This is a genomic window from Flavobacterium noncentrifugens (assembly GCF_900100375.1).
GTDB classification, from domain to species: Bacteria; Bacteroidota; Bacteroidia; order Flavobacteriales; family Flavobacteriaceae; genus Flavobacterium; species Flavobacterium noncentrifugens.
In genome coordinates, this window is sequence record NZ_FNEZ01000001.1 from 191319 (window position 1) to 212413 (window position 21095).

The 21095-nt window shown below is 40.2% G+C and carries 22 protein-coding genes; 7 read left to right on the forward strand and 15 right to left on the reverse strand.

The features are described from left to right. Positions 1 to 5 precede the first annotated feature (5 nt). Genes BLS32_RS00865 through mraZ form a run of 5 tightly spaced genes read right to left on the reverse strand, consistent with a single transcriptional unit; the run spans position 6 to position 5206 of the window. Entirely contained in the window at positions 6 to 1466 is a 1461-nt protein-coding gene (locus tag BLS32_RS00865) for a UDP-N-acetylmuramoyl-L-alanyl-D-glutamate--2,6-diaminopimelate ligase (protein ID WP_091392317.1), read from the reverse strand. Beyond that, positions 1466 to 3475 (reverse strand): penicillin-binding protein, encoded by a 2010-nt coding sequence (locus BLS32_RS00870; RefSeq protein ID WP_091391428.1) that lies wholly within the window; start codon positions 3473 to 3475, stop codon positions 1466 to 1468. Before BLS32_RS00870 ends, BLS32_RS00865 begins: the two co-directional genes overlap by 1 nt. Then, positions 3466 to 3819, reverse strand: a complete 354-nt coding sequence (locus tag BLS32_RS00875) for an FtsL-like putative cell division protein (RefSeq protein WP_091391429.1) — start codon at positions 3817 to 3819, stop codon at positions 3466 to 3468. Before BLS32_RS00875 ends, BLS32_RS00870 begins: the two co-directional genes overlap by 10 nt. Positions 3820 to 3849: 30 nt before the next feature. After that, positions 3850 to 4758, reverse strand: coding sequence for a 16S rRNA (cytosine(1402)-N(4))-methyltransferase RsmH (gene rsmH / locus BLS32_RS00880; protein WP_174799808.1), 909 nt, complete (start codon positions 4756 to 4758; stop codon positions 3850 to 3852). Then, positions 4733 to 5206, reverse strand: coding sequence for a division/cell wall cluster transcriptional repressor MraZ (mraZ, locus tag BLS32_RS00885; RefSeq protein ID WP_091391430.1), 474 nt, complete (start codon positions 5204 to 5206; stop codon positions 4733 to 4735). The genes rsmH and mraZ overlap by 26 nt, the downstream gene beginning before the upstream one ends. 376 nt (positions 5207 to 5582) lie before the next feature. On the opposite strand from mraZ, the gene BLS32_RS00890 reads away from it, so the two are divergent. The 3 genes from BLS32_RS00890 to BLS32_RS00900 all read left to right on the forward strand — a co-directional run bounded on the left by BLS32_RS00890 (position 5583) and on the right by BLS32_RS00900 (position 8574). Next, positions 5583 to 6347, forward strand: coding sequence for an alpha/beta fold hydrolase (locus BLS32_RS00890; RefSeq protein ID WP_091391431.1), 765 nt, complete (start codon positions 5583 to 5585; stop codon positions 6345 to 6347). 175 nt (positions 6348 to 6522) lie between these two features. After that, positions 6523 to 7137 (forward strand): ribosome biogenesis GTP-binding protein YihA/YsxC, encoded by a 615-nt coding sequence (gene yihA / locus BLS32_RS00895; protein WP_091391432.1) that lies wholly within the window; start codon positions 6523 to 6525, stop codon positions 7135 to 7137. Between the two features lie 276 nt (positions 7138 to 7413). Next, positions 7414 to 8574 carry a hypothetical protein gene (locus BLS32_RS00900; protein WP_091391433.1) on the forward strand — a complete coding sequence of 387 codons (1161 nt, stop codon included), beginning with the start codon at positions 7414 to 7416 and terminating at the stop codon, positions 8572 to 8574. A 162-nt stretch (positions 8575 to 8736) separates the two neighbouring features. Here BLS32_RS00900 and gldC read toward each other — a convergent pair whose 3' ends face one another. Together gldC and gldB are read right to left on the reverse strand one after the other, a co-directional pair. Further along, complete coding sequence (gene gldC / locus BLS32_RS00905) at positions 8737 to 9075, reverse strand: gliding motility protein GldC (RefSeq protein ID WP_170227498.1); 339 nt, start codon at positions 9073 to 9075, stop codon at positions 8737 to 8739. Beyond that, the gene (gldB, locus tag BLS32_RS00910) at positions 9065 to 10030 is read right to left on the reverse strand and encodes a gliding motility lipoprotein GldB (protein WP_091391434.1); all 966 of its coding nucleotides are present in this window, start codon (positions 10028 to 10030) and stop codon (positions 9065 to 9067) included. Before gldB ends, gldC begins: the two co-directional genes overlap by 11 nt. Positions 10031 to 10190: 160 nt before the next feature. On the opposite strand from gldB, the gene nadE reads away from it, so the two are divergent. Continuing rightward, positions 10191 to 10997 (forward strand): NAD(+) synthase, encoded by an 807-nt coding sequence (gene nadE, locus BLS32_RS00915; RefSeq protein ID WP_091391435.1) that lies wholly within the window; start codon positions 10191 to 10193, stop codon positions 10995 to 10997. A gap of 84 nt (positions 10998 to 11081) precedes the next feature. Next, positions 11082 to 11711 (forward strand): response regulator transcription factor, encoded by a 630-nt coding sequence (locus BLS32_RS00920; protein WP_091391436.1) that lies wholly within the window; start codon positions 11082 to 11084, stop codon positions 11709 to 11711. Here the strand turns inward: BLS32_RS00920 and dnaG are convergent. The 5 genes from dnaG to BLS32_RS00945 all read right to left on the reverse strand — a co-directional run bounded on the left by dnaG (position 11708) and on the right by BLS32_RS00945 (position 17418). Then, positions 11708 to 13684 (reverse strand): DNA primase, encoded by a 1977-nt coding sequence (gene dnaG / locus BLS32_RS00925; protein WP_091391437.1) that lies wholly within the window; start codon positions 13682 to 13684, stop codon positions 11708 to 11710. The genes BLS32_RS00920 and dnaG overlap by 4 nt on opposite strands. A 219-nt stretch (positions 13685 to 13903) precedes the next feature. After that, entirely contained in the window at positions 13904 to 14962 is a 1059-nt protein-coding gene (locus tag BLS32_RS00930; RefSeq protein WP_091391438.1) for a TolC family protein, read from the reverse strand. 24 nt (positions 14963 to 14986) lie between these two features. Then, positions 14987 to 15745, reverse strand: a complete 759-nt coding sequence (locus tag BLS32_RS00935; RefSeq protein ID WP_139171667.1) for a hypothetical protein — start codon at positions 15743 to 15745, stop codon at positions 14987 to 14989. Beyond that, entirely contained in the window at positions 15732 to 16292 is a 561-nt protein-coding gene (locus BLS32_RS00940; protein WP_091391440.1) for an RNA polymerase sigma factor, read from the reverse strand. Before BLS32_RS00940 ends, BLS32_RS00935 begins: the two co-directional genes overlap by 14 nt. 148 nt (positions 16293 to 16440) lie before the next feature. Further along, a complete protein-coding gene (locus BLS32_RS00945) occupies positions 16441 to 17418 on the reverse strand; it encodes a polyprenyl synthetase family protein (RefSeq protein WP_091391441.1) in 978 nt (325 codons plus the stop codon). Positions 17419 to 17528: 110 nt separating this feature from the next. Here BLS32_RS00945 and BLS32_RS00950 point away from each other — a divergent pair, with 110 nt between their 5' ends. Then, complete coding sequence (locus BLS32_RS00950; protein WP_091391442.1) at positions 17529 to 18344, forward strand: hypothetical protein; 816 nt, start codon at positions 17529 to 17531, stop codon at positions 18342 to 18344. Between the two features lie 41 nt (positions 18345 to 18385). Here BLS32_RS00950 and rlmN read toward each other — a convergent pair whose 3' ends face one another. Continuing rightward, the gene (gene rlmN, locus BLS32_RS00955; protein WP_091391443.1) at positions 18386 to 19429 is read right to left on the reverse strand and encodes a dual-specificity RNA methyltransferase RlmN; all 1044 of its coding nucleotides are present in this window, start codon (positions 19427 to 19429) and stop codon (positions 18386 to 18388) included. 69 nt (positions 19430 to 19498) lie between these two features. Between rlmN and BLS32_RS00960 the strand changes: the two genes are divergently transcribed. Then, positions 19499 to 20140: an O-methyltransferase gene (locus tag BLS32_RS00960; protein ID WP_091391444.1), complete on the forward strand. Its 642-nt coding sequence runs from the start codon at positions 19499 to 19501 to the stop codon at positions 20138 to 20140. Here the strand turns inward: BLS32_RS00960 and BLS32_RS00965 are convergent. Continuing rightward, positions 20117 to 20710, reverse strand: coding sequence for a phosphatase PAP2 family protein (locus BLS32_RS00965; protein WP_091391445.1), 594 nt, complete (start codon positions 20708 to 20710; stop codon positions 20117 to 20119). The genes BLS32_RS00960 and BLS32_RS00965 overlap by 24 nt on opposite strands. Further along, complete coding sequence (locus tag BLS32_RS00970; protein ID WP_091391446.1) at positions 20710 to 21081, reverse strand: Sec-independent protein translocase subunit TatA/TatB; 372 nt, start codon at positions 21079 to 21081, stop codon at positions 20710 to 20712. Before BLS32_RS00970 ends, BLS32_RS00965 begins: the two co-directional genes overlap by 1 nt. Positions 21082 to 21095 lie beyond the last annotated feature (14 nt).

Sequence of the window (21095 nt, forward strand, 5' to 3'; positions counted from 1 at the left end):
ATTTTCTATTTATTGAGTTCTTTCAATAGTTGCGTTACGGTTTCCATGTCATCGAAATGCTGGCGGATGCCTTTAATTTCCTGGTACGTTTCGTGCCCTTTTCCTGCAATCAGGATGATATCGTTTTGATTGGCGAGCTGGCAGGCAGTTTTAATCGCTTGCTTCCTGTCGACAATCGAAATTGTTTTTTTATAATTCTGCGGTTCTACGCCTTTTTCCATTTCAGCGATAATGTCGTTTGGATCTTCGCTGCGCGGATTGTCTGATGTTAGGATTACTTTATCGCTTAATGTTGTCGCGATGTGCGCCATAATCGGGCGTTTTGTTGTGTCACGATCGCCGCCGCAGCCTACAACCGTAATCAATTGTTCGTTTTTGGTGCGGATGTCGTTGATCGTTTTAAGGACGTTATCCAAAGCATCGGGCGTGTGTGCATAATCGACAATGGCGGTAATCTGGTTGTCTGAAATAATGAATTGAAATCTTCCTGAAACGCTTTCGAGTTCGGATAACAATCTTAAAACTTCGAAATGATCCAAGCCCAATTCAACTGCAGTTCCGTAAATCGCCAGCAAATTATACGCATTGAAAGTTCCGATCAATCGCACCCAGACTTCATTGTCATTGATTTTCAATAGCAAACCTGACAATTGGTTTTCAAGGATTTGCGCTTTATAATCGGCATATGTTTTTAAAGCGTAAGTCAGTTTTCGTGCCGATGAATTCTGCACCATGACCGAACCATTTTTGTCATCGACATTGACCAGGGCAAAAGCCGATTTCGGCAAATTGTCAAAAAATGATTTTTTCACATCGCGGTATTCGGCAAAAGTCGGATGGTAATCCAAATGGTCATGCGATAAATTCGTAAACACGCCGCCGGCAAAATGCAGGGCTTCGGTTCTTTTTTGGTGGATGCCGTGCGAAGAAACTTCCATAAAGCAATATTCCACGCCCACTTCGTTCATTTCCCTCAAAAAATGATTGATCGTGATCGAATCCGGAGTCGTGTGTGTCGCCGGATATTCTGTATCGTCAACTAAAATTTTCACGGTCGAAAGCAATCCGACTTTAAAACCCGCTTTTTTGAACAATTGGTATAATAAAGACGCGATCGTTGTTTTGCCGTTTGTTCCGGTAATGCCAACGAGCTTTAGATTTTGTGACGGATTTCCGAAGTAATTCGCCGCCATAAAAGCCATCGCTTTGTTTGTGTCTTTTACCTGAACGTATGTAATTCCGTCGATCATTTTCTCAGGAAAAGTATCGCATACAACCGCAGTCGCACCAAGGTTGATCGCTTTTTCGATAAATTCATGGCCGTTTGAAACGCTTCCGCGGATGGCAATGAAAACATCGTTCGCGGTGATTTTTCTCGAATCGAATTCCATTTTTTCAATGGAAATTTCGGTCGAGCCATGAACGGCTTCGATGCCCACTTTGTACAATATTTCTTTTAGGCTGATCACGATAATTCTAATATAATGGTTGCGTTTTTATCGACATTTTGTCCCGGCTGGATCGATTGTTTTTTGACTTTTCCAATGCCGATGACTTTCACTTTCATTCCGAGATTTCCGAGTAAAGCCACAGCATCCATTCCGGCCATCCCTTTTAAATTCGGGATCACAGAATCTTTTTCCTGGGCTGCAGCGTAATAATCGGAATAGTCTTTTTCGACTTTCGGATCTTTCTTGTTCAGGTTTTTGATTTCGTTCATCGAAGGCGCATCGGTAAAAATTTTCTGCGCGATGCGTTTGAAAACCGGCCCGGCCACATCGGCGCCGTAGTAATTATTTTTTGACGTATTTGGTTCGTGAACGACCACGATGCATGAATATTTCGGGTCGTTTGCAGGAAAATAACCTACGAATGACGAAATGTAATGCTTCGCCGTTCCGTCTTTCTTGTTGTAATTCGCTTGGGCAGTTCCGGTTTTTCCGGCCATTGGGAAATCTTTCGAATACAACTTCGCCCCGGTTCCTTTTTTGACCACATTCGCCAGAACAGCACGCACTTTTTTGAGCGCTTCATCCGAGCAGATTTTCGTATTTGTTACAATCGGATCAAACTTTTTAATCGTTTTGTTCCATTCTTTGATCTCCGAAACAAATTGCGGTTTGACCATTACGCCATTGTTCGCGACAGCGTTGTAAAACGTCAAAGTCTGCAAAGGCGTGATTGAAACGCCATATCCAAATGCCATCCACGGAAGTGAAATCGCACTCCAGTATTTGTCGCCAGGCTGCGGCACATAAGGTTTTCCTTCGCCTTCGAACGGCAATCCGAGCGGTTTGTTCAATCCCCAATCATTCAAATGAGCAACGAATTGCTTCGGGTCATTTTTATAATTGTTGTACACTGCCTGAACCATGACAGTATTTGACGACACTTCGAAACCTCTGGCAAGCGAAATTTTTCCGTAGCCGCCATCGTGGGAATCGTTTACCTTTTTGCCAGAATAAATGACCGTTCCGCCGTGGCTGTCGTAGACTTCACTGGTGTCGATTTTTTTGTCGTCGAGCAACGCCATCAAATCGGCGAGTTTATAAGTCGAACCAGGTTCGTGTGATTCGCGGATTGCGTAATTTTCGGTTTCATAATACGTACTGTCGGTTTTCTTGTCACGCCCGAGGTTTGCGATCGCTTTGATGTAGCCGGTTTTGGTTTCCATGACGACAACGCAACCGTGATCGGCATCGTATAATTTTAATTGTTTCAGCAACGCGTGGTGCGCAATATCCTGAATGTAGACATCGATCGTTGAATTCACATCATAACCATCCTGCGGATCAATTTCATTGACGTCGCGAATGGGTTTCCATTGGCCTTTTGCGATTTTTTGCTTTAGTATTTTTCCGTCTTTTCCGTTCAGATATTTGCGATACGCCCATTCGATTCCTTTACCGTAATGTCCGGCATTTTCACTTTCGCGTTCGTAACCGATCGTTCTCCAGGCAATTTTCCCGATTGGATATTCTCGGATGGTCTTTTGTTCAGTGATGATTCCGCCTTTGTATGCGCCGAGGTTGAATAGTGGAAAACTCTTGATTTTCATATATTCGGTGTAGCTCAAATCACGAGCAACGAGGAAATAACGGCTCTTATTTGCTCTGGCTTTTCTAAGATCAGACTGGAAGTTGCTTGCGGGCTTTCCTAATAATAACGACAAAGAATCGGCCAAAGCCTTTACATTTTTCTCGAAAGCTTCACCTTTTGGCGCAACCGCATCAAATCGGATCGTGTAATTTGGAATTGAAGTCGCGAGCAAACTTCCGTCAGAAGAATAAATATTTCCTTTATTGGCCGGAATTACGAAATTTTTAACCGTTCTTTCCTTGGCGAGCTTGCGGTAATAATCGCCTTCAACCCACTGAATGTTTGTGAGTTTGACGGTTATAGCCACAGCCATGACAAACATTGCAAATGCAACGAGATACATTCTGTAAGAAATATGTTTGTCTTCTACTGCCATAATTTTTTGAAAAATCCTTGTTCAGGTTCTTTTTTGACTTTGATTTTTGTAGGTGGAACCGATGATGGGAAAATTTGTTTTGGTTCCATTTCTTCTGAAACGGTCGATTCCATTTTGAGTTTCATGAGTTCCGATCTTCTGTCTACGAATTCAGACCGCAATTCTTTGACCTCACTTGTAAGTGCAATGATTCTGAAAACTTTTTGTTCGTAGCGTTGCGTATTGGCAATCATCAGGATCGCGAGCAGGATCAAAAAGACAATGAAGCGCCAGTTTTTGGCTGCATTCGCATCTTCGTTGATGAGATATCTTGCTTTTAATATGCTGTAGACTCCGTTTTTCATTTTCCTTTTTTCTGCTACTTATTTAAGCTTCTATATTTTTTCTGCGATTCTGAGTTTGGCGCTGCGGGCGCGGTTGTTGATTTTGATTTCGGCGGCATCCGGAACAATGAGTTTTCCGATGGTTTTGAATGGAACAGAGAAATTTCCGAAGAAATCGCGTTCGGGTTCGCCTTCAAACATGCCGTTTTTAATATATCTTTTCACCAATCGATCTTCTAAAGAATGGTATGAAATGACGCTTAATCTTCCGCCTGGCTTTAGAATTTCAAGGGATTGTTCGAGAAATTCTTTTAAAACATGCATTTCCTGGTTCACTTCGATCCGGATCGCCTGATACATTTGGGCTAAGATCTTGTTGCTTTTATGTGCAGGAAGAAACCTGCTCAAAACTGTTTTTAACTGTTCGGTATTTTTTATCGGATGGCCTTCACGCGCTTCAATAATGACTCTTGCGATCGCCGGAGCATTTTTGAGTTCGCCATAATCGTAAAACACACGTTTCAAATTTGCTTCGTCATAATTATTGACCACACTATAGGCGCTGACTTCACTTTTCTGGTTCATTCTCATATCGAGTTGTGCATCAAAACGCGTTGAAAAACCGCGTTCAGCGACATCGAACTGATGTGACGAAACGCCTAAATCAGCGAGAATTCCGTCTACTTGCCGGATTCCGTGAAAACGCAAAAATCGTTTAATGAACCTGAAATTTTCAGGGATCAATGTAAAACGTTCATCGTCTAAAACATTTGCCTGAGCATCTTCGTCCTGGTCGAAACCAAACAATTTTCCGTTTGGCCCGAGCCGGTTCATGATTTCTTTGGAATGCCCGCCGCCGCCGAAAGTCACATCCACATAAACGCCATCAGGTTTGATATCCAAACCATCGACCGTTTCTTTGAGCAAAACCGGATTATGATATTCCATTGTCGTCGTCATTTACATTTCCCATTACGTCTTCTGCCAGATCAGCAAAATCTATTTCCGAATTGTCGAGCGATTTTTCATACAAATCTTTGTCCCAGATTTCCACAATATTGACTGCCGATGACAAGACCACGTCTTTAGAAATTGATCCGAACACGGTTAAATCTTTCGGAATTAACAACCTTCCGAGGTTGTCGATCTCAACTACTTTCACCCCGGCTGTAAACCTGCGGATGAAATCGTTGTTTTTTTTCACGAAACGGTTCAATTTGTTGATTTTATGCATCATGACATTCCATTCGTCCATTGGATACAATTCCAGGCAAGGTTGAAAAACAGAGCGTTTCAGAACAAATCCGTCCTGAAGCGAAGCCGACAATTGCTTTTTTAAAGGCGCTGGCAAAAACAGCCTTCCTTTGGCGTCCACTTTACACTCATATGTTCCTACGATGGAATTCACTGTTTGATTTTAATAGAATATCAGCAAAAATATAAAATATTTTACCACATAATACCACTTTCTACCACTTTGTTGATAAGTTTTACCACTTCAGATTCAAATCCGCAACAGCATTCATTTGGCACGCAAAGACTTATTTAACAAATTGTTAAGAAATAAGGATTATTTAAAAAAAACAGATTGTGATTGCTTAAAAATTTATCATTTGTATGCATTTTTATCATATTCTGTAGTATTTGGAAAATCGCTGAAAAATTGGTTTATTTGAAATCTCCAATGTTTTATTTACAGTTCAAATAACATTAAACCGTGTAGCATTTGCTCATAAAATTATATCTTTGTCAACTCCTGCTAACTCGGGAAATCAATAAAACCAATGGAACACGAATTAAAAAAAGAAGGAAAATATAAATATTTCGAAGCCGGAGAAGGCACGCCAATCATCATTCTACACGGATTGATGGGCGGACTTAGCAATTTTGACGGTGTTGCGGATTACTTTCCGCAGAACGGCTACAAAGTTGTCATTCCGGAATTGCCGATCTACACACAGAATATCTTAAAAACAAACGTGAAGGCTTTCTCTAAATACGTCAAGGATTTCATCACTTATAAAGGATTTGAGCGCGTGATTTTGCTTGGGAATTCGCTTGGCGGACACATCGCTTTGTACCATACGAAAATGTATCCTGAAAAAATGCTCGGCCTGGTCATTACCGGAAGTTCTGGCCTTTATGAAAGCGCCATGGGCGACAGCTATCCACGACGCGGAGACCGCGATTACATCCAGAAAAAAGCAGAAGATGTTTTTTATGATCCGAAAGTCGCAACCCCTGAAATTGTTGAGGAAGTTTATGCGATGGCGAACGACCGAATCAAACTGATCAAAACCCTGACGATTGCCAAAAGCGCGATCCGTCACAATATGGCCAAAGATTTGCCTAAAATGCATGTGCCAACGTGTATTATCTGGGGAAAAAACGACAAAGTAACGCCGCCAGAAGTTGCAGAGGAATTCCACCAGCTTTTGCCAAATTCATCATTGTACTGGATTGACAAATGCGGGCACGCTGCGATGATGGAGCATCCGGATGAATTCAACATGCTGATGCATGGCTGGCTGAAAGAAAAGCATTTATAGTAGAAGTCGAACATCACTCGAGGCTTTTGTCGAACTGAGCGAAGCTAAAAGTCAAATAACAAACGATCTTAGATAATCGATCCTCAAAAAATAAGTTTAAAGTTGAATTTCGTTAGTCATTTGACCTTCGGCATTCAACTTTATTTTTGATTACCTTTGCACAAAATTATTGATCATGAAAATTACCACCGCCGAATTTATCATCAGCAACTCTGAAGTCGACAAATGCCCGAAAGAAATGCTTCTGGAATATGCATTCATTGGCCGTTCGAATGTTGGAAAATCGTCATTGATCAATATGCTGACAAATCATAAAAATCTCGCTAAAACTTCGGGAAGGCCAGGAAAAACACAGTTGATCAACCATTTCAAGATCAATAATAATTGGTTTTTGGTCGATTTGCCGGGTTATGGTTATGCAAAAGTTTCTAAGAAGACAAAATCGGTTTTCCAGCAATTCATCACCGATTATTTTGAAAAAAGAGAACAACTCGTTTGTGCTTTCGTGCTGATCGACATTCGCCACGAGGCGCAAAATATCGATTTGGAATTTATGGAATACATGGGCGAAAGCGAAATCCCGTTTTGCATTATTTTCACCAAGGCCGATAAGATCAGCAGGGTAAAAATCGACATGCACATTGCCGCTTACCGCAAGCAAATGCTGGCTAACAACTGGGCTGAAATGCCAAATTTTTTCGTCACCTCAGCGACCGAAATGACTGGAAAAGAAGATGTTCTGAGTTACATTGAAGAAGTCAACGAGGAAATCTTCAGGAATAACGGTTAAAAGTTATTTTCAAAATAATCTCTGACAAATATTTTTATTAAATATTCGCCTAAGGTTCTGATTTAAGGCATCAGTTTAATAACACTTAAGCAATTTACACAAAATAGCCTGCAAGCCAAAAATGGCCTTAATGATATGGCATTTTTTTTAAATTAAAAAAAAAACTTTCTTAGCTTCTTAATTTATTTAACTATTCATTTGCTTTCTCAAAAGAGCATATAGCAGGCCTGCGTTACGCTTTTAATTTTTCTCTATTTTAATAAATTAAAACGAAACATGAAAAAAGCATTAATTTTCACATTATTTGCAGGTGCAATAGTTTTTTATGCCTGTGACAGTACTGACGTTATTGAAGAAAACAAATCTGCAGCTGTAACAACTGCAGGAAAACCGCTTCCTCCGGTAAGCCAATATCCCGTAACCGCTATTTACATTAACGACGGCATTCCAACTACCTGTGCAAAAAACATCTTAGTATTCGCTAACTGGAATGATTACAACAACACTATTGCACAACTGGACACACATGTTGAATCAGAAGCAGATGCTTTTGATGCATCAGTACCGACAGGTTCAACAGATGACCAATACGATGCATTGGCCGCGGCAGCAGGTTTTGATGAAGACAATCCGTTATTGCGTTTTGAGACACAGTACAATTTTTGTTCACTCCGACTAAAACTTATTACCCTTGAAGATGCTTGGCTTTATGCACAGGGAGACGGAACATGGAATGCTAGCACAGATCCTGACAATCATTTCATAGATGACGAAACCGAAAGAACACTTTTAAACGAAGGGGCTGAAGTAATCATTGGAACCGAACCTAAAAATTATGTAATTTATAAATTTACAGACGACGCAGGCGGATATATTGCAATTTCCAACATGGATGTAGTTGCATTACAACAAATTAACAGTGGAACCATTCCAACATTTAACCCAAACGTAGTGGTAACAACACCAAAATCAGCAGTCATCAGTGGTGGCTGTAAAGATAAGCTAACAGAGGTTGCATATGAGGTTGTGAACGGAGAACGTTTGAAAAGAATTAGTAAGGTTAGACGTGAGTATGGAACAGATGCTGAGGCAGGAACTTCAATATGGAAAGGGCGAATTAAAGCAAAAACAAAAGGGTATAAGAAAAAGAATGGACATTGGAAAGGAACCAGAACTTATATTACAGCAGGTATAGATGGGGCTGTGATTGGTGATTATGGGATTGCATACGACAATTGTGACGCCGAAATTTCAAGAGTTTCTGTCAGGGAGAAGAGAAGACGCCATATTAAAGTAAGGATGACAATAGATACTTATGTCACAAATCTTCCAACATTACATAAATTTACAGTTAAAGACAATAAGCTCTACAGTCTTCATAAATTAAGACAATCCTTAATCGTAAATAAAGACTTTTTTGACATGTCTACTGATTAGATTTTTTCAAAAGCATTCAAATTACAAATGCAGCAAGTAAACATACTTGCTGCATTTTTTTTATCAATAAAATGTAACGATGTGAAAAACAAGACCTTATTAACACGATTTGGTGTGTATTGAATCTTTCCTTCAAAATCCATTAAAAAAGGATCAATAAAATTACTGTTTGGTCAATTCCAGTTTATCTGCAAAATAATCACAGAAATCCTTCATGGTATCGGCCATTTTTTCGTCATCGGTAGCACGCCTGAAAGTGTCAGACATGGCCACTAAGGTCTGGTGAAAGAACAATTTCATTTCATCGACCGGCATGTCTTTCGTCCACAAATCAATACGCAGTGTTTCCTGCACTTTGCTGTCCCAGATGGAAAGCATCATCGCTTTTGCTTCTTCGGCTTCGATGCCGCCATCCTGAGCCGACCACATTAGTTTTTCGGGAACGCGGTTTTCATCGAGTTCGACCGTGAATTTTATTTCTGAAGTAATATTATTCGCCATTTTTCTTGGGTTTGTATTTAGATTTTTCAAATATTTCTCTGGCATCCATTTTTAGCATTTGCTGTACGGAAATGTCATTATTTTGCATGAAAGCCCTTACGATTTGCCAGCCAAGCCAGACTCCGGTGCGCCCAGGCGTTTCATTGTCAATTTCAAGATAGAATTTAGAGAACGGCGCTGGATTGATGAAACGCGGAATCAGTTTCTGATCGCCGTCATACAACAATTTGTTTTCGATAAAAAAACGCCACATGTAACTTTCATTTTCCTCGCTCCATTTAATCTGCTCGGGCATATAACCCATTTTATCGGCATCCGAATATTCAGGCAGCAAAATGTCTTTGAGGTACAATTCCTTGCCGTGGTAGATCATCTGCGAAAGCAAAGTATTGTCTGCCGGAGGCGGGATTTTTTTTATTGCAAAAGCAGAAACAATGTCGGGCATAATCTGGGCAGGTTCAAAATTTTGCTTGATGTATTCAGGGAATTGGTAGAACTTGTGCGTCTTTCCGAGGTACAATTCGAGTGAAATAACCAGTAAACTATCGGCATCAATGACTTTATTCTGATAATCCATTTCAGAAATTACCGTAATAATTTTCGGAATTTTAGTTGTCGGAAAATAATATTTGATGTGTTTGTACAGTTCTTCGATCTTTTCTTTTTCGGGAGCAAAATCGGCAAACTTCTTCTCTACTTCGGTATACAATTCGCGCCATTGGGGATTTTGCATCTTTTCGATCCAAACACTATCATCGTTCCCTTTCGGAAAAAAAAGCGGATATTCTTCCTTTAATTTCTGTAAATCCTGCGGTTTGGTTTCAAAGAACGCTTTATCGAATCGCCCGACTTTCATTTCGACCGGAATTTCTTCGACCGCCTTCTCGACCTTGCTTTTTTTATCACAGGCGAATAACACAACAATTAGCGTTAAAATTACAAATGTTTTTTTCATTGGTTTGGCTAAATTAGCATTGGCAAAGTTGTAAATTATTTCTGACAGCTACAACTTTCTTAAATTACCCATAAATTAGGGGAAATATACCCGTGAAATCCTTTGGAATATCTTTAATTTTGCAAATATACATTGCAGCCTTTTAAAATTTCAAAATACTATGCAAAAAAACAATCCAATCGACGCTTCAAATGTTAATGATCAAATTGTAAACTGGCTGAAGGAATATGCGCTAAATGCGAAAGCAAACGGTTTTGTTGTCGGGATTTCCGGCGGCATTGATTCGGCCGTCACTTCGACACTTTGCGCACAAACCGGATTGAAGGTTTTATGTGTTGAAATGCCGATCCATCAGGCACCAAGCCATGTAAGCCGTGCGAATGAGCATATTGGCCAATTGAAAAAGCGCTTTCCAAACGTTTCGGCTGCGCGCACCGACCTGACTCCGGTTTTCGAAAAATTTCAGGAACAAGTCCCGGCTGATGCCGAAGAATCCAAAGTAAATTTATCGCTGGCCAATACCAGGGCGCGTTTGCGGATGAGTACTTTGTATTATTTTGCAGGAATTTATGGATTATTGGTTGCCGGAACCGGAAATAAAGTGGAGGATTTTGGTGTAGGATTTTTCACCAAATATGGCGATGGCGGCGTTGATTTGAGTCCGATTGCCGACTTAATGAAATCGGAAGTTTATGCTCTTGGAAGATTTTTAAAAGTTCCTGAATCGATTTTGGTTGCAAAACCTACCGATGGATTGTTCGGTGACGACCGCAGCGACGAAGACCAGATTGGCGCGAGTTACGACGAATTGGAATGGGCAATGACCGAAAGTGAGGCGGGAAAAACGGTGGAATCCTTTTCAGGACGCGAAAAAACAGCTTTTGAAATTTACCAGCGCCTCAATAAAATCAACCAACATAAAATGAATCCGATCCCGGTTTGCATCGTTAATCGTCAGAAAGTGTAGTTTGTCTAAATTTTGGTTGATATTATATTTTTTTTAACTAAATTTAGATTTGATTTGTAATTTATAATTTAAAAAATAACGGAAATGATTAAAGTTTGTTTGGCAGATAATTATCCTGTTGTGCACTTTGGGGTGAAATCTTATTTTAAGGATCATTCCGATATCAGCATAGTAGCCAACGTTGGAAACTTTTCAATGGTAAAAGATGTTCTCTACAACAAGGAAATTGACGTATTGGTTTTAGACCTGGATCTTGACGGGCTTTCGAGTATCTACGAACTCAAAGCGATCATCAAAAATTACACAAAAACCAAGATTATAGTTTTTAGTAGTTTTGCGGAACAAATTTATGCGCCAAACGCTATTAAAGCCGGTGTTGCCGGATATGTGCATAAAACTTCAAAACTCGAAGGACTTGGAATCGCGATACAAAAAGTACACTCCGGAAACATCATCCTGAATGATACGATCAAGAAAAACCTCGCGCTGATTGCCAAGCAAAACAAAAGCGAAAGGCTTTACAGAAAACTTTCAAACCGCGAAATTGAAGTGTTGCGTTACCTTAGCAACGGCAAGAAAAACAATGAAATTTCTGCTATTTTAGGATTGAATGAAAAAACGATCAGTACGTATAAATTAAGATTACTCACGAAACTGAATGTAACCAATTTGGTTGATTTGGTGAATAAAGCAAAAACGCTGGAGATCGTTTAATTGCTGTATCGAGACATAACACGACCCAGTTTCTTAGAAAAAGCATTGATCAGTTTGTAGTAATCCATGGCCATTGATAATGGCTCTGTGTTGTCTGCTTCTGGTTCTGATGAGATTTCCGATTTTAATTCTTCTATAATACGGTCGACCAAAAACCAACGCATGGTTAAAATCGTTTCAGAAACATATTGTCCAATAGTTTGGTCTTTCAGTTTCACTATAATTTGCTGGCCTTCCCAATTGTGCAGTGATTGCTGCTCTTCGAGCATTAAAATATCGGTGACTTCGTGCGAAAATTCGGGTTTCAATTCTTTGAGGTAATTTTCAAGGCTGAAGTTTTCGTTCTGATGAAAAAAGGCAATCAGATCGTTGTAAATATCCCTGAATAAAGGATTTGCCAATTCCACTTCGTCTTCCTGCAGGCTTAAATAAATCCGTTGGTAGACTTTGTATTCTTTCATTTCGGCAACCTGCTCAATTTCGCCTTGCTCGTTGGTTTTCAAAAGCACATCTTCAAATTCTTCGGTTTTGTTGCCGTAAAGCAATAAAATTTCGATGATTTTTCGTTCAAGTTCGTATAAAACATCGATTTTTTCGGTAGCAACCGGATTTTCATTTTTAACAACTTCGAATGCTTTTTGCTCTTCTTTGATTTTCTTGCCCGTTTCGGTAATGTCTTTCTGGACAAGCTGCGCCAAAGTATTCAGCAAAACCTGCTCGGAAATATCCATGATCCTCGAAGTTTCCTGAATGTAAATTTCCCGTTGGATCCTGTCTTTGATTTTTGAAATGCTCGTAACCATATCGCGAATCAGATCGGCTTTTTTCACCGGATCATTCTTCGATTCGTCCATTAATAACGAAGCTTTGAACTGGATGAAATCTTTGGCGTTCGTTTCAAGATATTGCAACAAAGCTTCATAGGAATTTTTTTTTGCAAAACTATCCGGATCTTCGCCATCTGGAAACGTGCAGACTTTGACGTTCATTCCTTCTTCAAGGATCAAATCGATTCCCCGGATAGAAGCACGCAAACCTGCAGCATCTCCATCAAAAAGCACGGTAATGTTTTTTGTCAATCGGTTTATGAGGCGAATTTGGTCTGGCGTTAAAGCCGTTCCCGAAGATGCCACTACATTCTCAATTCCCGATTGGTTGAATTGGATCACATCGGTATAACCTTCAACTAAATAACAATTATTTTGTTTTGCAATCGCTTGTTTCGCCATGAAAATCCCATAAAGCACTTTACTTTTATGGTAAATGTCGCTTTCAGGCGAATTGAGATATTTGGCTGCTTTTTTATCATTTCCGAGAATTCTACCACCAAAACCCAATACGCGGCCCGACATGCTGTGGATTGGGAACATGACGCGTCCGCGAAAACGGTCGATCAGTCTTTCTTTATTGATCGTGAGTCCGGTGCTTTCAAGAAATTCAAGTTTATAACCCTTCCCGAGCGCTTCTTTTGAAAATGCATCCCAGATTTCAGGCGAATAACCAAGCCCGAATTTCTTGATGGTTTCATTCGTAAATCCGCGTTCCTTGAAATACGAAAGCCCGATGGCTTTGCCTTCTTCAGAATTTAAAAGCGTGTCGTGGAAATATTTCTGTGCAAATTCAGAAACGAGATACATGCTTTCGCGAACATCTGTATTGGCTTTTTCCTCAGCCGTTTGTTCGGTTTCCTCAATTTCGATATTGTACTTTTTCGCGAGGTAGCGAATGGCTTCAGGATAGGTGAAATGTTCGTGTTCCATCAGGAAAGCGACTGCGTTTCCGCCTTTTCCGGAGCTAAAATCTTTCCAGATCTGCTTGACCGGAGAAACCATAAATGACGGCGAACGCTCATCAGAAAACGGACTCAGTCCTTTGAAATTGCTTCCGGCACGTTTCAATTGCACGAAATCGCCAATGACTTCCTCAACGCGGGCAGTTTCAAAAACGGTGTCTATCGTGGATTTTGAGATCAATTGTTGTGGAGAATTGGAAAGTTACAAAGAGTCAAAGATACAAAGTTTTTAAGTTTATTTCTTGATGAAAATCAACAGCCCTAGCCCGGATAGCAGCGGCATCCTTTTGTGGCGCGCAGCAGAACAAAAGATACAGCGGATAGCCGGAAACAGCTCCTGATAATCAAAAAAAGCGCCTCTTTCGAAGCGCTTCAAGTATAAAACTAACTCTAACAAAATCTAATTGAAATCGAAACGAACGCCGTATGAAATGTTGTTTTGGTCTGTGGCATTGTCTTTAAAAAGCGGGTTGATGTCGTATTTTACATACAAGCTGATTTCTTTGTAACCCACATAAGCACTGGCTCCGTAGATGAAATCGTTGACGTTGTAGCTGCCCTTCGTTTTTTGGGTGACATCGTTTCCGTCGGCATCTTCGAACTCGAGGATTTGCTTGGATTTGACGTTGAAACCCGCGTAACCGCCAAGTCCGACGCGGAAACTTTCGTGCGTTTTGAAAATGCGCTTCTCGTCTTTCATTTCGCTGCCTGAAAAATCAAATTCGAGGTGAATTGGAACTACAAGGTTTACATTTCTGAAACGCGAATCTTTAAGATGGATTACGGCTTCAACCAAATCGGTTTGCTTGCCGTTTTCTTCGAACAAACGGTTGTCTGTCGGGCGCAAATTGTTGTATTGCAACGACAATCCGTATTTGATGTGCAGCAGGTTGTTTTCTTTGAGGATTCTCGTGTTGTTGGTAACGCCCCATTCGTAAAAATGTGACCCAAAATACCTGAAATCGGAATGGGCAAGCGCTTTATTGGTCACTAAATTGTTTCCTCCGAGCGCAAAAACAAATTGCGATGTCGTCCTGGATTCGCCAAACTCTTTTTCGTTTTTCTTTTTATTATACTTCCAGCTGATCAGAAACTTTTTAGTCGAATCGTTTTCGGTGATTTTGCCGTCTACCTTTTGCTGCACCAAATCTTTAAGTTCCTGTTCAGCTTGTGCGGTGCGGTTTTCAATGTTTTTTGCGCGTGTTTCGGCGAGTTGCAATTTTTTATCATCGGCATCTTTAGCAGAGATCTCAGCATTTTCGAGTTGCTGGTTTACGACTTCGACTTCGGCTTTGAGTGCTGCTTTTTCTTCTTTGGTAATGGTTTCTATTTTTTCCGCAATCGCTTTGGCACGCGCTTCAAATGTTTGCGTAATTACCTCGCCTTTAATATCCTGAGCAAATATTTTCGTTAAAAAAAGGCATAGGAAAGTTGTTAAGTAAATGGTGAAATTTCTCATGATTTAGTGATTTTAAGATGGTGATTAATGATTTTCTTCTTCGAGGTTGTTTCTGTTGGCAAGCGCCACTTTTGCATTTCTGTAATTTTTTCCGACCGAATTGATGACTTTTTCACGGAAGGTTTGGTCGAGTTCGCCGTCTACTTGTGACAATAAGTTTTTGGCATTTACCTTTACGGATGTTTTGGAATTTTCCGGATTTGATTTTTGCGCCACCGCCAGAAGCTCGTCAGCTGTCCGGTTGTTGGCTAAAACAACGTTTGATGCGCTGTTCGTTCTTTGATTGATGATTGGTTGATTTTGATTGTTTTGTCCCGAAGCTTCGGGATGATTGATGGTATTTTCGGCCAGTTGGCTTTCACTTGTTTTTCTGATGTTTTGGATTTGTTTGATTGGTTTTGGATGATCGCTATTTGCATCTTTTACAATTGGATTTGACGCATCCGCAATTGCTGATGAATCTGTTGGATTTAAAATTTGCTGATTTTGATTTGTCAGATTTGATTGATTTTCAGATGGCTTTTTTCCATTTTCAAAAACTACATCATCTCTTCTGGAGTCGATCAATTCCTGGGTCGAACTCAAATAAATGGTTCCAATCAATAAAAAACCTGCAATAGCGGCGGCGATATACAACCATCCGAAATTTCGCTTTGGTTTGTTTTCTTTTTCTTCTGCAACAGTTAGCATCGCATTCAATCTGTCCCAAGCATTCTCACTAGGGCTGATTTCCCTCCGATTCAGCTTTTCGCTAAAATCCTTCTCCATTTTATTCCGTCCCATTACTGTAATTTTTTAATTTATTGATCTGCTCCTGCAACATTTTCCTGGCGTGGTGCAGTTGCGATTTCGATGTGCTTTCACTGATTCCGAGCATATTTGCGATTTCCTGATGTTTATAACCTTCGATCGCATATAGGTTGAAAATCATTTTATAACCTTCTGGCAGCGCGTCGATCAGGAACTGAATGTCATCGACACTAAAATTGCTTTCAATATTGTTAAAAGAATCTTCCTGGTAATATTCATCTTCGAGGAAACTGACCTTCTTTTTCGCCCTGATATATGACAAACATTCGTTAATCATAATCCGGCGGATCCAGCCTTCAAAACTGCCTTTGTACTCAAAATGCTTCAGATTGGTAAACACTTTCATGAAAGCGGTAATCATCAAATCTTCGGCATCGTGCAAATCTTTAATATATTGGCGGCACACGCTTAACATCTTTGGGGAAAATCTCGTGTAAATCATTTGCTGTGCCTGTCGGTTGTTTTCGACTGCAAGGCGAATGGTTTCGTGTTCTTCCTGATGTAAATTGATGACTTTCAAAATCGTTATTAAAGAGTTTCTATTAGCATAGACGGGAAACGTTGTGAAATAGTTGTACGAAGAATTAAAAAAAATAAAAATTTTGTGATTAAACGATTAAAACCTTAGTAAATGCAGGCTTTCGCGGACGAAAAAAATTTATCTTTTTTTATTTTTTTCGTTCGATGACGTAATTCACCATCAAAATCAACGCTGATTTGAATTCAGATTCAGGATAATTTTGCAACAATTGAAGCGCTTCCTGTTGGAATTCGATCATTTTTTCTTCGGCGTAAGCCAAACCATTGTTGTTTTTGACAAAAGAAATGACTTCTTTGACCCGCTTTTTATCCTTATTGTGGTTTTTGATCGAATTGATCAGCCAAGATTTTTCCTTGGACGAACAATTATTCAGCACATAAATCAGCGGAAGCGTCATTTTTTGTTCTTTGATGTCGATTCCGGTTGGTTTTCCGATCGCTTCTTCGGTATAATCGAACAAATCGTCTTTAATTTGAAATGCCATTCCGATGAGTTCACCAAATTTCCGCATGTTCTCAACCTGGATTTCATCTTCAATAACTGATTTCGCGCCAAGCGCACAACAAGCTGCGATTAAAGTCGCCGTTTTCTTTCGGATGATTTCATAATAAATGTCTTCGGTGATATCCAATCTTCGGGCTTTTTCAATCTGGAGCAATTCACCTTCACTCATTTCGCGCACGGCAACTGAAATGATTTTCAATAAATCGAAATCACCATTGTCAATCGAAAGCAGCAAACCTTTAGACAACAAATAATCACCGACTAAAACGGCAATTTTGTTTTTCCAAAGTGCATTAATTGAGAAAAATCCGCGTCGCTGGTTGCTGTCATCGACTACGTCATCGTGGACTAAAGTGGCCGTATGAATCAATTCGATAACCGAAGCGCCGCGATAGGTGCGTTCATTTACTTCTCCTTTCGACACCATTTTGGCGGTCAGAAAAACAAACATCGGACGCATTTGTTTTCCCTTCCGGTTCACAATATAATACGTAATCCGGTTTAACAGCGCCACTTGCGAAGTCATCGACTGGTAGAACTTTTTCTCAAAAAGCTCCATTTCCTGAAGAATCGGCTGTTTTATTTGTGAAGTAACATTCATTGGTTTTCAAAGATACTCTTTACGTTTAAAACGGCAAAGTGAAAATTGTTATGCTTCAATTAAACTATTTAAAATGTCAACGGTCTTAACACCAATTTAAAACCAACCTTATGAAAACCAAGATTTTATATTTAAGCTTGCTGCTGACGTTGGCCGTTGGCTGCAACAAAGATGACGACAACAATAACGATTCGTCAACGACTTCGGAAGAAATCGCTTCAGCGGCAAAAATTGACAATATTTCTGATGATGTGCTTCAAATCGTTCAATCGGAATCTGATGAAAGCCAATCGGGAAAAACTACAGAAACGACCGAAAGCTTTTTATCCGACTGCGTAACAACTACAACACAACAAACCGGAAATGCTATAGTCAGGACATTGGATTTCGGAACCGCAAACTGCGCTTTATTCAATGGAAATCTAATCCGCGGAAAAATTATTCTGACCTTCAACAATGATTTTAATGCAGCCACAAGAACCATTTCGTATGCTTTCGACAATTTTTACCACAACGACCGCCATGTAGAAGGAAACAGAACAGTTGTGAAAACGATTTTAGCAAATGGGCATCCGCAGGCTACAATCGATTTGAATATGACTGTAACGACTCCTAACGGCGGTGTTTACTTGAGAACCGGACAACGCGTTCGGGAATTTACCGAAGGTTACAACACGCCAAATATTTTAATCGATAATGTTTTTTCTGTTACCGGAAGCTGGACAACGACCTTGCCATCCGGAAATGTGCAAACGGCAACGATTACTTCTGCCGTAATTGCAAAATGGAATTGCATTCATATCGTTAGCGGAGCGATCGATTTTACAAGAAATGGCAACGTTGCAATTTTAGATTATGGAAGCGGAACCTGCGATGACAACGCGACCATCACGATCAACGGAACCATTCATCAAGTTCATTTATAAAAGGTTATTGAACAAAAAACCGCCTTCATCGGGCGGTTTTTTTACGCTTCTTTGTTTGCAAGTTGCCCGCAGGCAGCATCAATGTCTTTTCCGCGGCTGCGGCGCACTTTTACAATGATGTCGTTTCTTTCGAGTGCTTTTACATATTCGTTGATCGATTCATCGGAAGCTTGCTGGAATTCGCCGTCATCAATCGGGTTGTATTCGATTAAATTGACTTTACACGGCACATATTTGCAGAATTTGACCAAGGCATCAATAGACGCTTTATTGTCATTAATATCTTTCCAGACCACATATTCGTAAGTGATTTTGCTTTTGGTTTTTCTGTACCAATATTCGAGCGATTCGCGCAAATCGGCTAGTGGAAAATTCGCGGAAAACGGCATAATGCGTGAACGGATTTCATCAATTGCCGAATGCAATGACACGGCGAGTTTGAATTTTACTTCGTCATCAGCCAATTTTTTGATCATTTTCGGAACACCTGAAGTCGAAACCGTAATCCTTTTCGGCGACATGCCCAAACCTTCATCTGAAGTGATTTTTTCTATTGCCTTGATCACATTGTTGTAATTCATCAGCGGCTCGCCCATTCCCATAAAAACAATATTCGAAAGCGGTCGGTTGTGGTACAGTTTGCTTTCGTTATGGATGGCAACCACCTGATCGTAAATTTCATCCGGATTTAAATTTCGCATTCTTTTGAGTCGTGCGGTGGCGCAAAAATTACAATCCAAACTGCAGCCTACCTGGCTTGAAACGCACGCCGTTGTTCGGGTTAATGTTGGAATCAATACCGATTCGACCACTAGACCGTCATGCAAACGCACGGCATTTTTCACCGTTCCGTCTTCGCTGCGCTGCATTTGGTCGACCTTAATGTGGTTGATCACAAAATTATCTTCCAGCATCTGGCGTGTCGGTTTTGCGACGTTTGTCATGTCTTCAAAACTATGAGCATTTTTGCTCCAGAGCCATTCGTACACCTGATTTCCGCGAAAAGCCTTATCGCCATTCGACACAAAAAAATCACGCAACTGGTCTTTGGTTAAGGCACGTATGTCTTTCTTCTCGATTTGCATTTTGCAAAAGTAGTCTTATTTATCAATTTGTTGAATCGATAATTTATAACTTTGGCAAAAATTTAAACGATGCACTTTATTTCAGACGAATTGGACGATTATGTGACGCAACATTCTGAGAACGAACCCGAATTGCTATCGGCGCTGAACAAAGAAACGTACCAGAAGATTTTGCTTCCGCGAATGCTGAGCGGGCATTTCCAGGGGCGCGTTTTGAGCATGCTTTCAAAATTGATCCGCCCAAAATCGATACTTGAAATCGGGACTTATACCGGTTATGCGACCTTGTGTTTATGCGAAGGCTTGCAGGAAAACGGCACCGTTCATACGATTGACATCAATGAAGAACTTTTTGATTTCCAACGAAAATATTTCGACAAATCGCCATGGGGAAACCAGATTATGCAGTATTTGGGCGACGCATTGGAAATTATTCCGAACCTGAATACCAAATTCGACCTTGTATTTGTCGATGCGGATAAAGAAAATTACATTGCCTATTTTAACATGATCGTTCCGATGATGGAAAAAGGCGGGATTATTTTATCTGACAACGTTTTGTGGAGTGGAAAAGTCCTTGAGCCTTTAAATCCCAAAGACAAAAGCACGAAAGAATTACTGGAATACAATCAATTGTTGAAAGAAGACCCGCGTGTAGAAACTGTTTTACTACCAATACGCGATGGCTTAACCGTTAGTCGGATTGTCTAATTGTTCACCTTGCGAAAAATATTTATTGCGGGCGAATTTATAAATCTGCCAGAATAAAAGCGAAGTCAGAATTCCCCAGATGTAACCACATAAAATGTCTCCGGGATAATGCAAGCCCAGGTAAATCCTGCTGTAAGCAAATACAAGCGGCCAGATAAAAATGAAGCCCATATATTTTACATACGGTTTCAAAACCAGGTATAAAAACATAGCCGAAGCCATCGAATTGGAAGCATGACCTGAAATAAAACTAAAGGATTTCCGGGTTTGAACGGCTCTGATCAGTTTGGCCAGTTCGGGTTCATTTCCCGGACGCAAACGCTGAAATCCATTCTTGAAAAGATTCGTAGTCTGATCTGTAAAGGCAATTAAAAAAGCCATACAAATCAATATCAAAACTGCATGACGCCAGCCCAAATGCTTGAAAACCAAATAAGCAAACAATAAAAACATTGGAAGCCAGTTGATTTGTTTGGTGATGAAAGCCCAGAAATTATCCCAGCCTTCGTTTCCAAATCCGTTCAGATACACAAATAATTCGCGGTCTAAATGCAGTAAATAATCAACCATTACATCTGGCGTTTGATTGGTCCGGTAATGTCGTCGATTTCTTCTTTTGTCTGGGCGATTCCGGCAGTCGTATCATTTACAATCGATTCCTTAAAAGTATGAAGCTGCGCTGGTGTGTCGCCTAAAAGATTTTCTTTTGCCTGATTGATCTGGGCGTTGATGCTTCCGGTAATATCGGTAAGTGTCTTTGAATCGAAACCATTGGCTTCGGCACCTTTCTGGATTTCAGATTTGATGTCGTTCGTTGCATTTTTCAACTGCGCCATGCCTTTGCCTAAAGTGCGGGCAATGTCAGGGATTTTATCCGATCCAAAAAGCATTAAAGCGATAAACATGATGAACATTAATTCTCCGCCGCCAATTCCAAACATAATTCAGTAGTTTA

Excerpts from the sequence above, each read along its gene's own strand:
- BLS32_RS00890 (WP_091391431.1), top strand. The coding sequence starts at position 5,583 with ATGGAACACGAATTAAAAAAAGAAGGAAAATATAAATATTTCGAAGCC.
- BLS32_RS00970 (WP_091391446.1), bottom strand. The coding sequence starts at position 21,081 with ATGTTTGGAATTGGCGGCGGAGAATTAATGTTCATCATGTTTATCGCT.
- gldC (WP_170227498.1), bottom strand. The coding sequence starts at position 9,075 with ATGGCGAATAATATTACTTCAGAAATAAAATTCACGGTCGAACTCGAT.
- BLS32_RS00875 (WP_091391429.1), bottom strand. The coding sequence starts at position 3,819 with ATGAAAAACGGAGTCTACAGCATATTAAAAGCAAGATATCTCATCAAC.
- rsmH (WP_174799808.1), bottom strand. The coding sequence starts at position 4,758 with ATGACGACGACAATGGAATATCATAATCCGGTTTTGCTCAAAGAAACG.
- BLS32_RS00950 (WP_091391442.1), top strand. The coding sequence starts at position 17,529 with ATGAAAACCAAGATTTTATATTTAAGCTTGCTGCTGACGTTGGCCGTT.
- BLS32_RS00900 (WP_091391433.1), top strand. The coding sequence starts at position 7,414 with ATGAAAAAAGCATTAATTTTCACATTATTTGCAGGTGCAATAGTTTTT.
- BLS32_RS00920 (WP_091391436.1), top strand. The coding sequence starts at position 11,082 with ATGATTAAAGTTTGTTTGGCAGATAATTATCCTGTTGTGCACTTTGGG.
- yihA (WP_091391432.1), top strand. The coding sequence starts at position 6,523 with ATGAAAATTACCACCGCCGAATTTATCATCAGCAACTCTGAAGTCGAC.
- BLS32_RS00960 (WP_091391444.1), top strand. The coding sequence starts at position 19,499 with ATGCACTTTATTTCAGACGAATTGGACGATTATGTGACGCAACATTCT.
- BLS32_RS00965 (WP_091391445.1), bottom strand. The coding sequence starts at position 20,710 with ATGGTTGATTATTTACTGCATTTAGACCGCGAATTATTTGTGTATCTG.
- BLS32_RS00945 (WP_091391441.1), bottom strand. The coding sequence starts at position 17,418 with ATGAATGTTACTTCACAAATAAAACAGCCGATTCTTCAGGAAATGGAG.
- BLS32_RS00870 (WP_091391428.1), bottom strand. The coding sequence starts at position 3,475 with ATGGCAGTAGAAGACAAACATATTTCTTACAGAATGTATCTCGTTGCA.
- BLS32_RS00930 (WP_091391438.1), bottom strand. The coding sequence starts at position 14,962 with ATGAGAAATTTCACCATTTACTTAACAACTTTCCTATGCCTTTTTTTA.
- nadE (WP_091391435.1), top strand. The coding sequence starts at position 10,191 with ATGCAAAAAAACAATCCAATCGACGCTTCAAATGTTAATGATCAAATT.
- gldB (WP_091391434.1), bottom strand. The coding sequence starts at position 10,030 with ATGAAAAAAACATTTGTAATTTTAACGCTAATTGTTGTGTTATTCGCC.
- BLS32_RS00935 (WP_139171667.1), bottom strand. The coding sequence starts at position 15,745 with ATGGGACGGAATAAAATGGAGAAGGATTTTAGCGAAAAGCTGAATCGG.
- rlmN (WP_091391443.1), bottom strand. The coding sequence starts at position 19,429 with ATGCAAATCGAGAAGAAAGACATACGTGCCTTAACCAAAGACCAGTTG.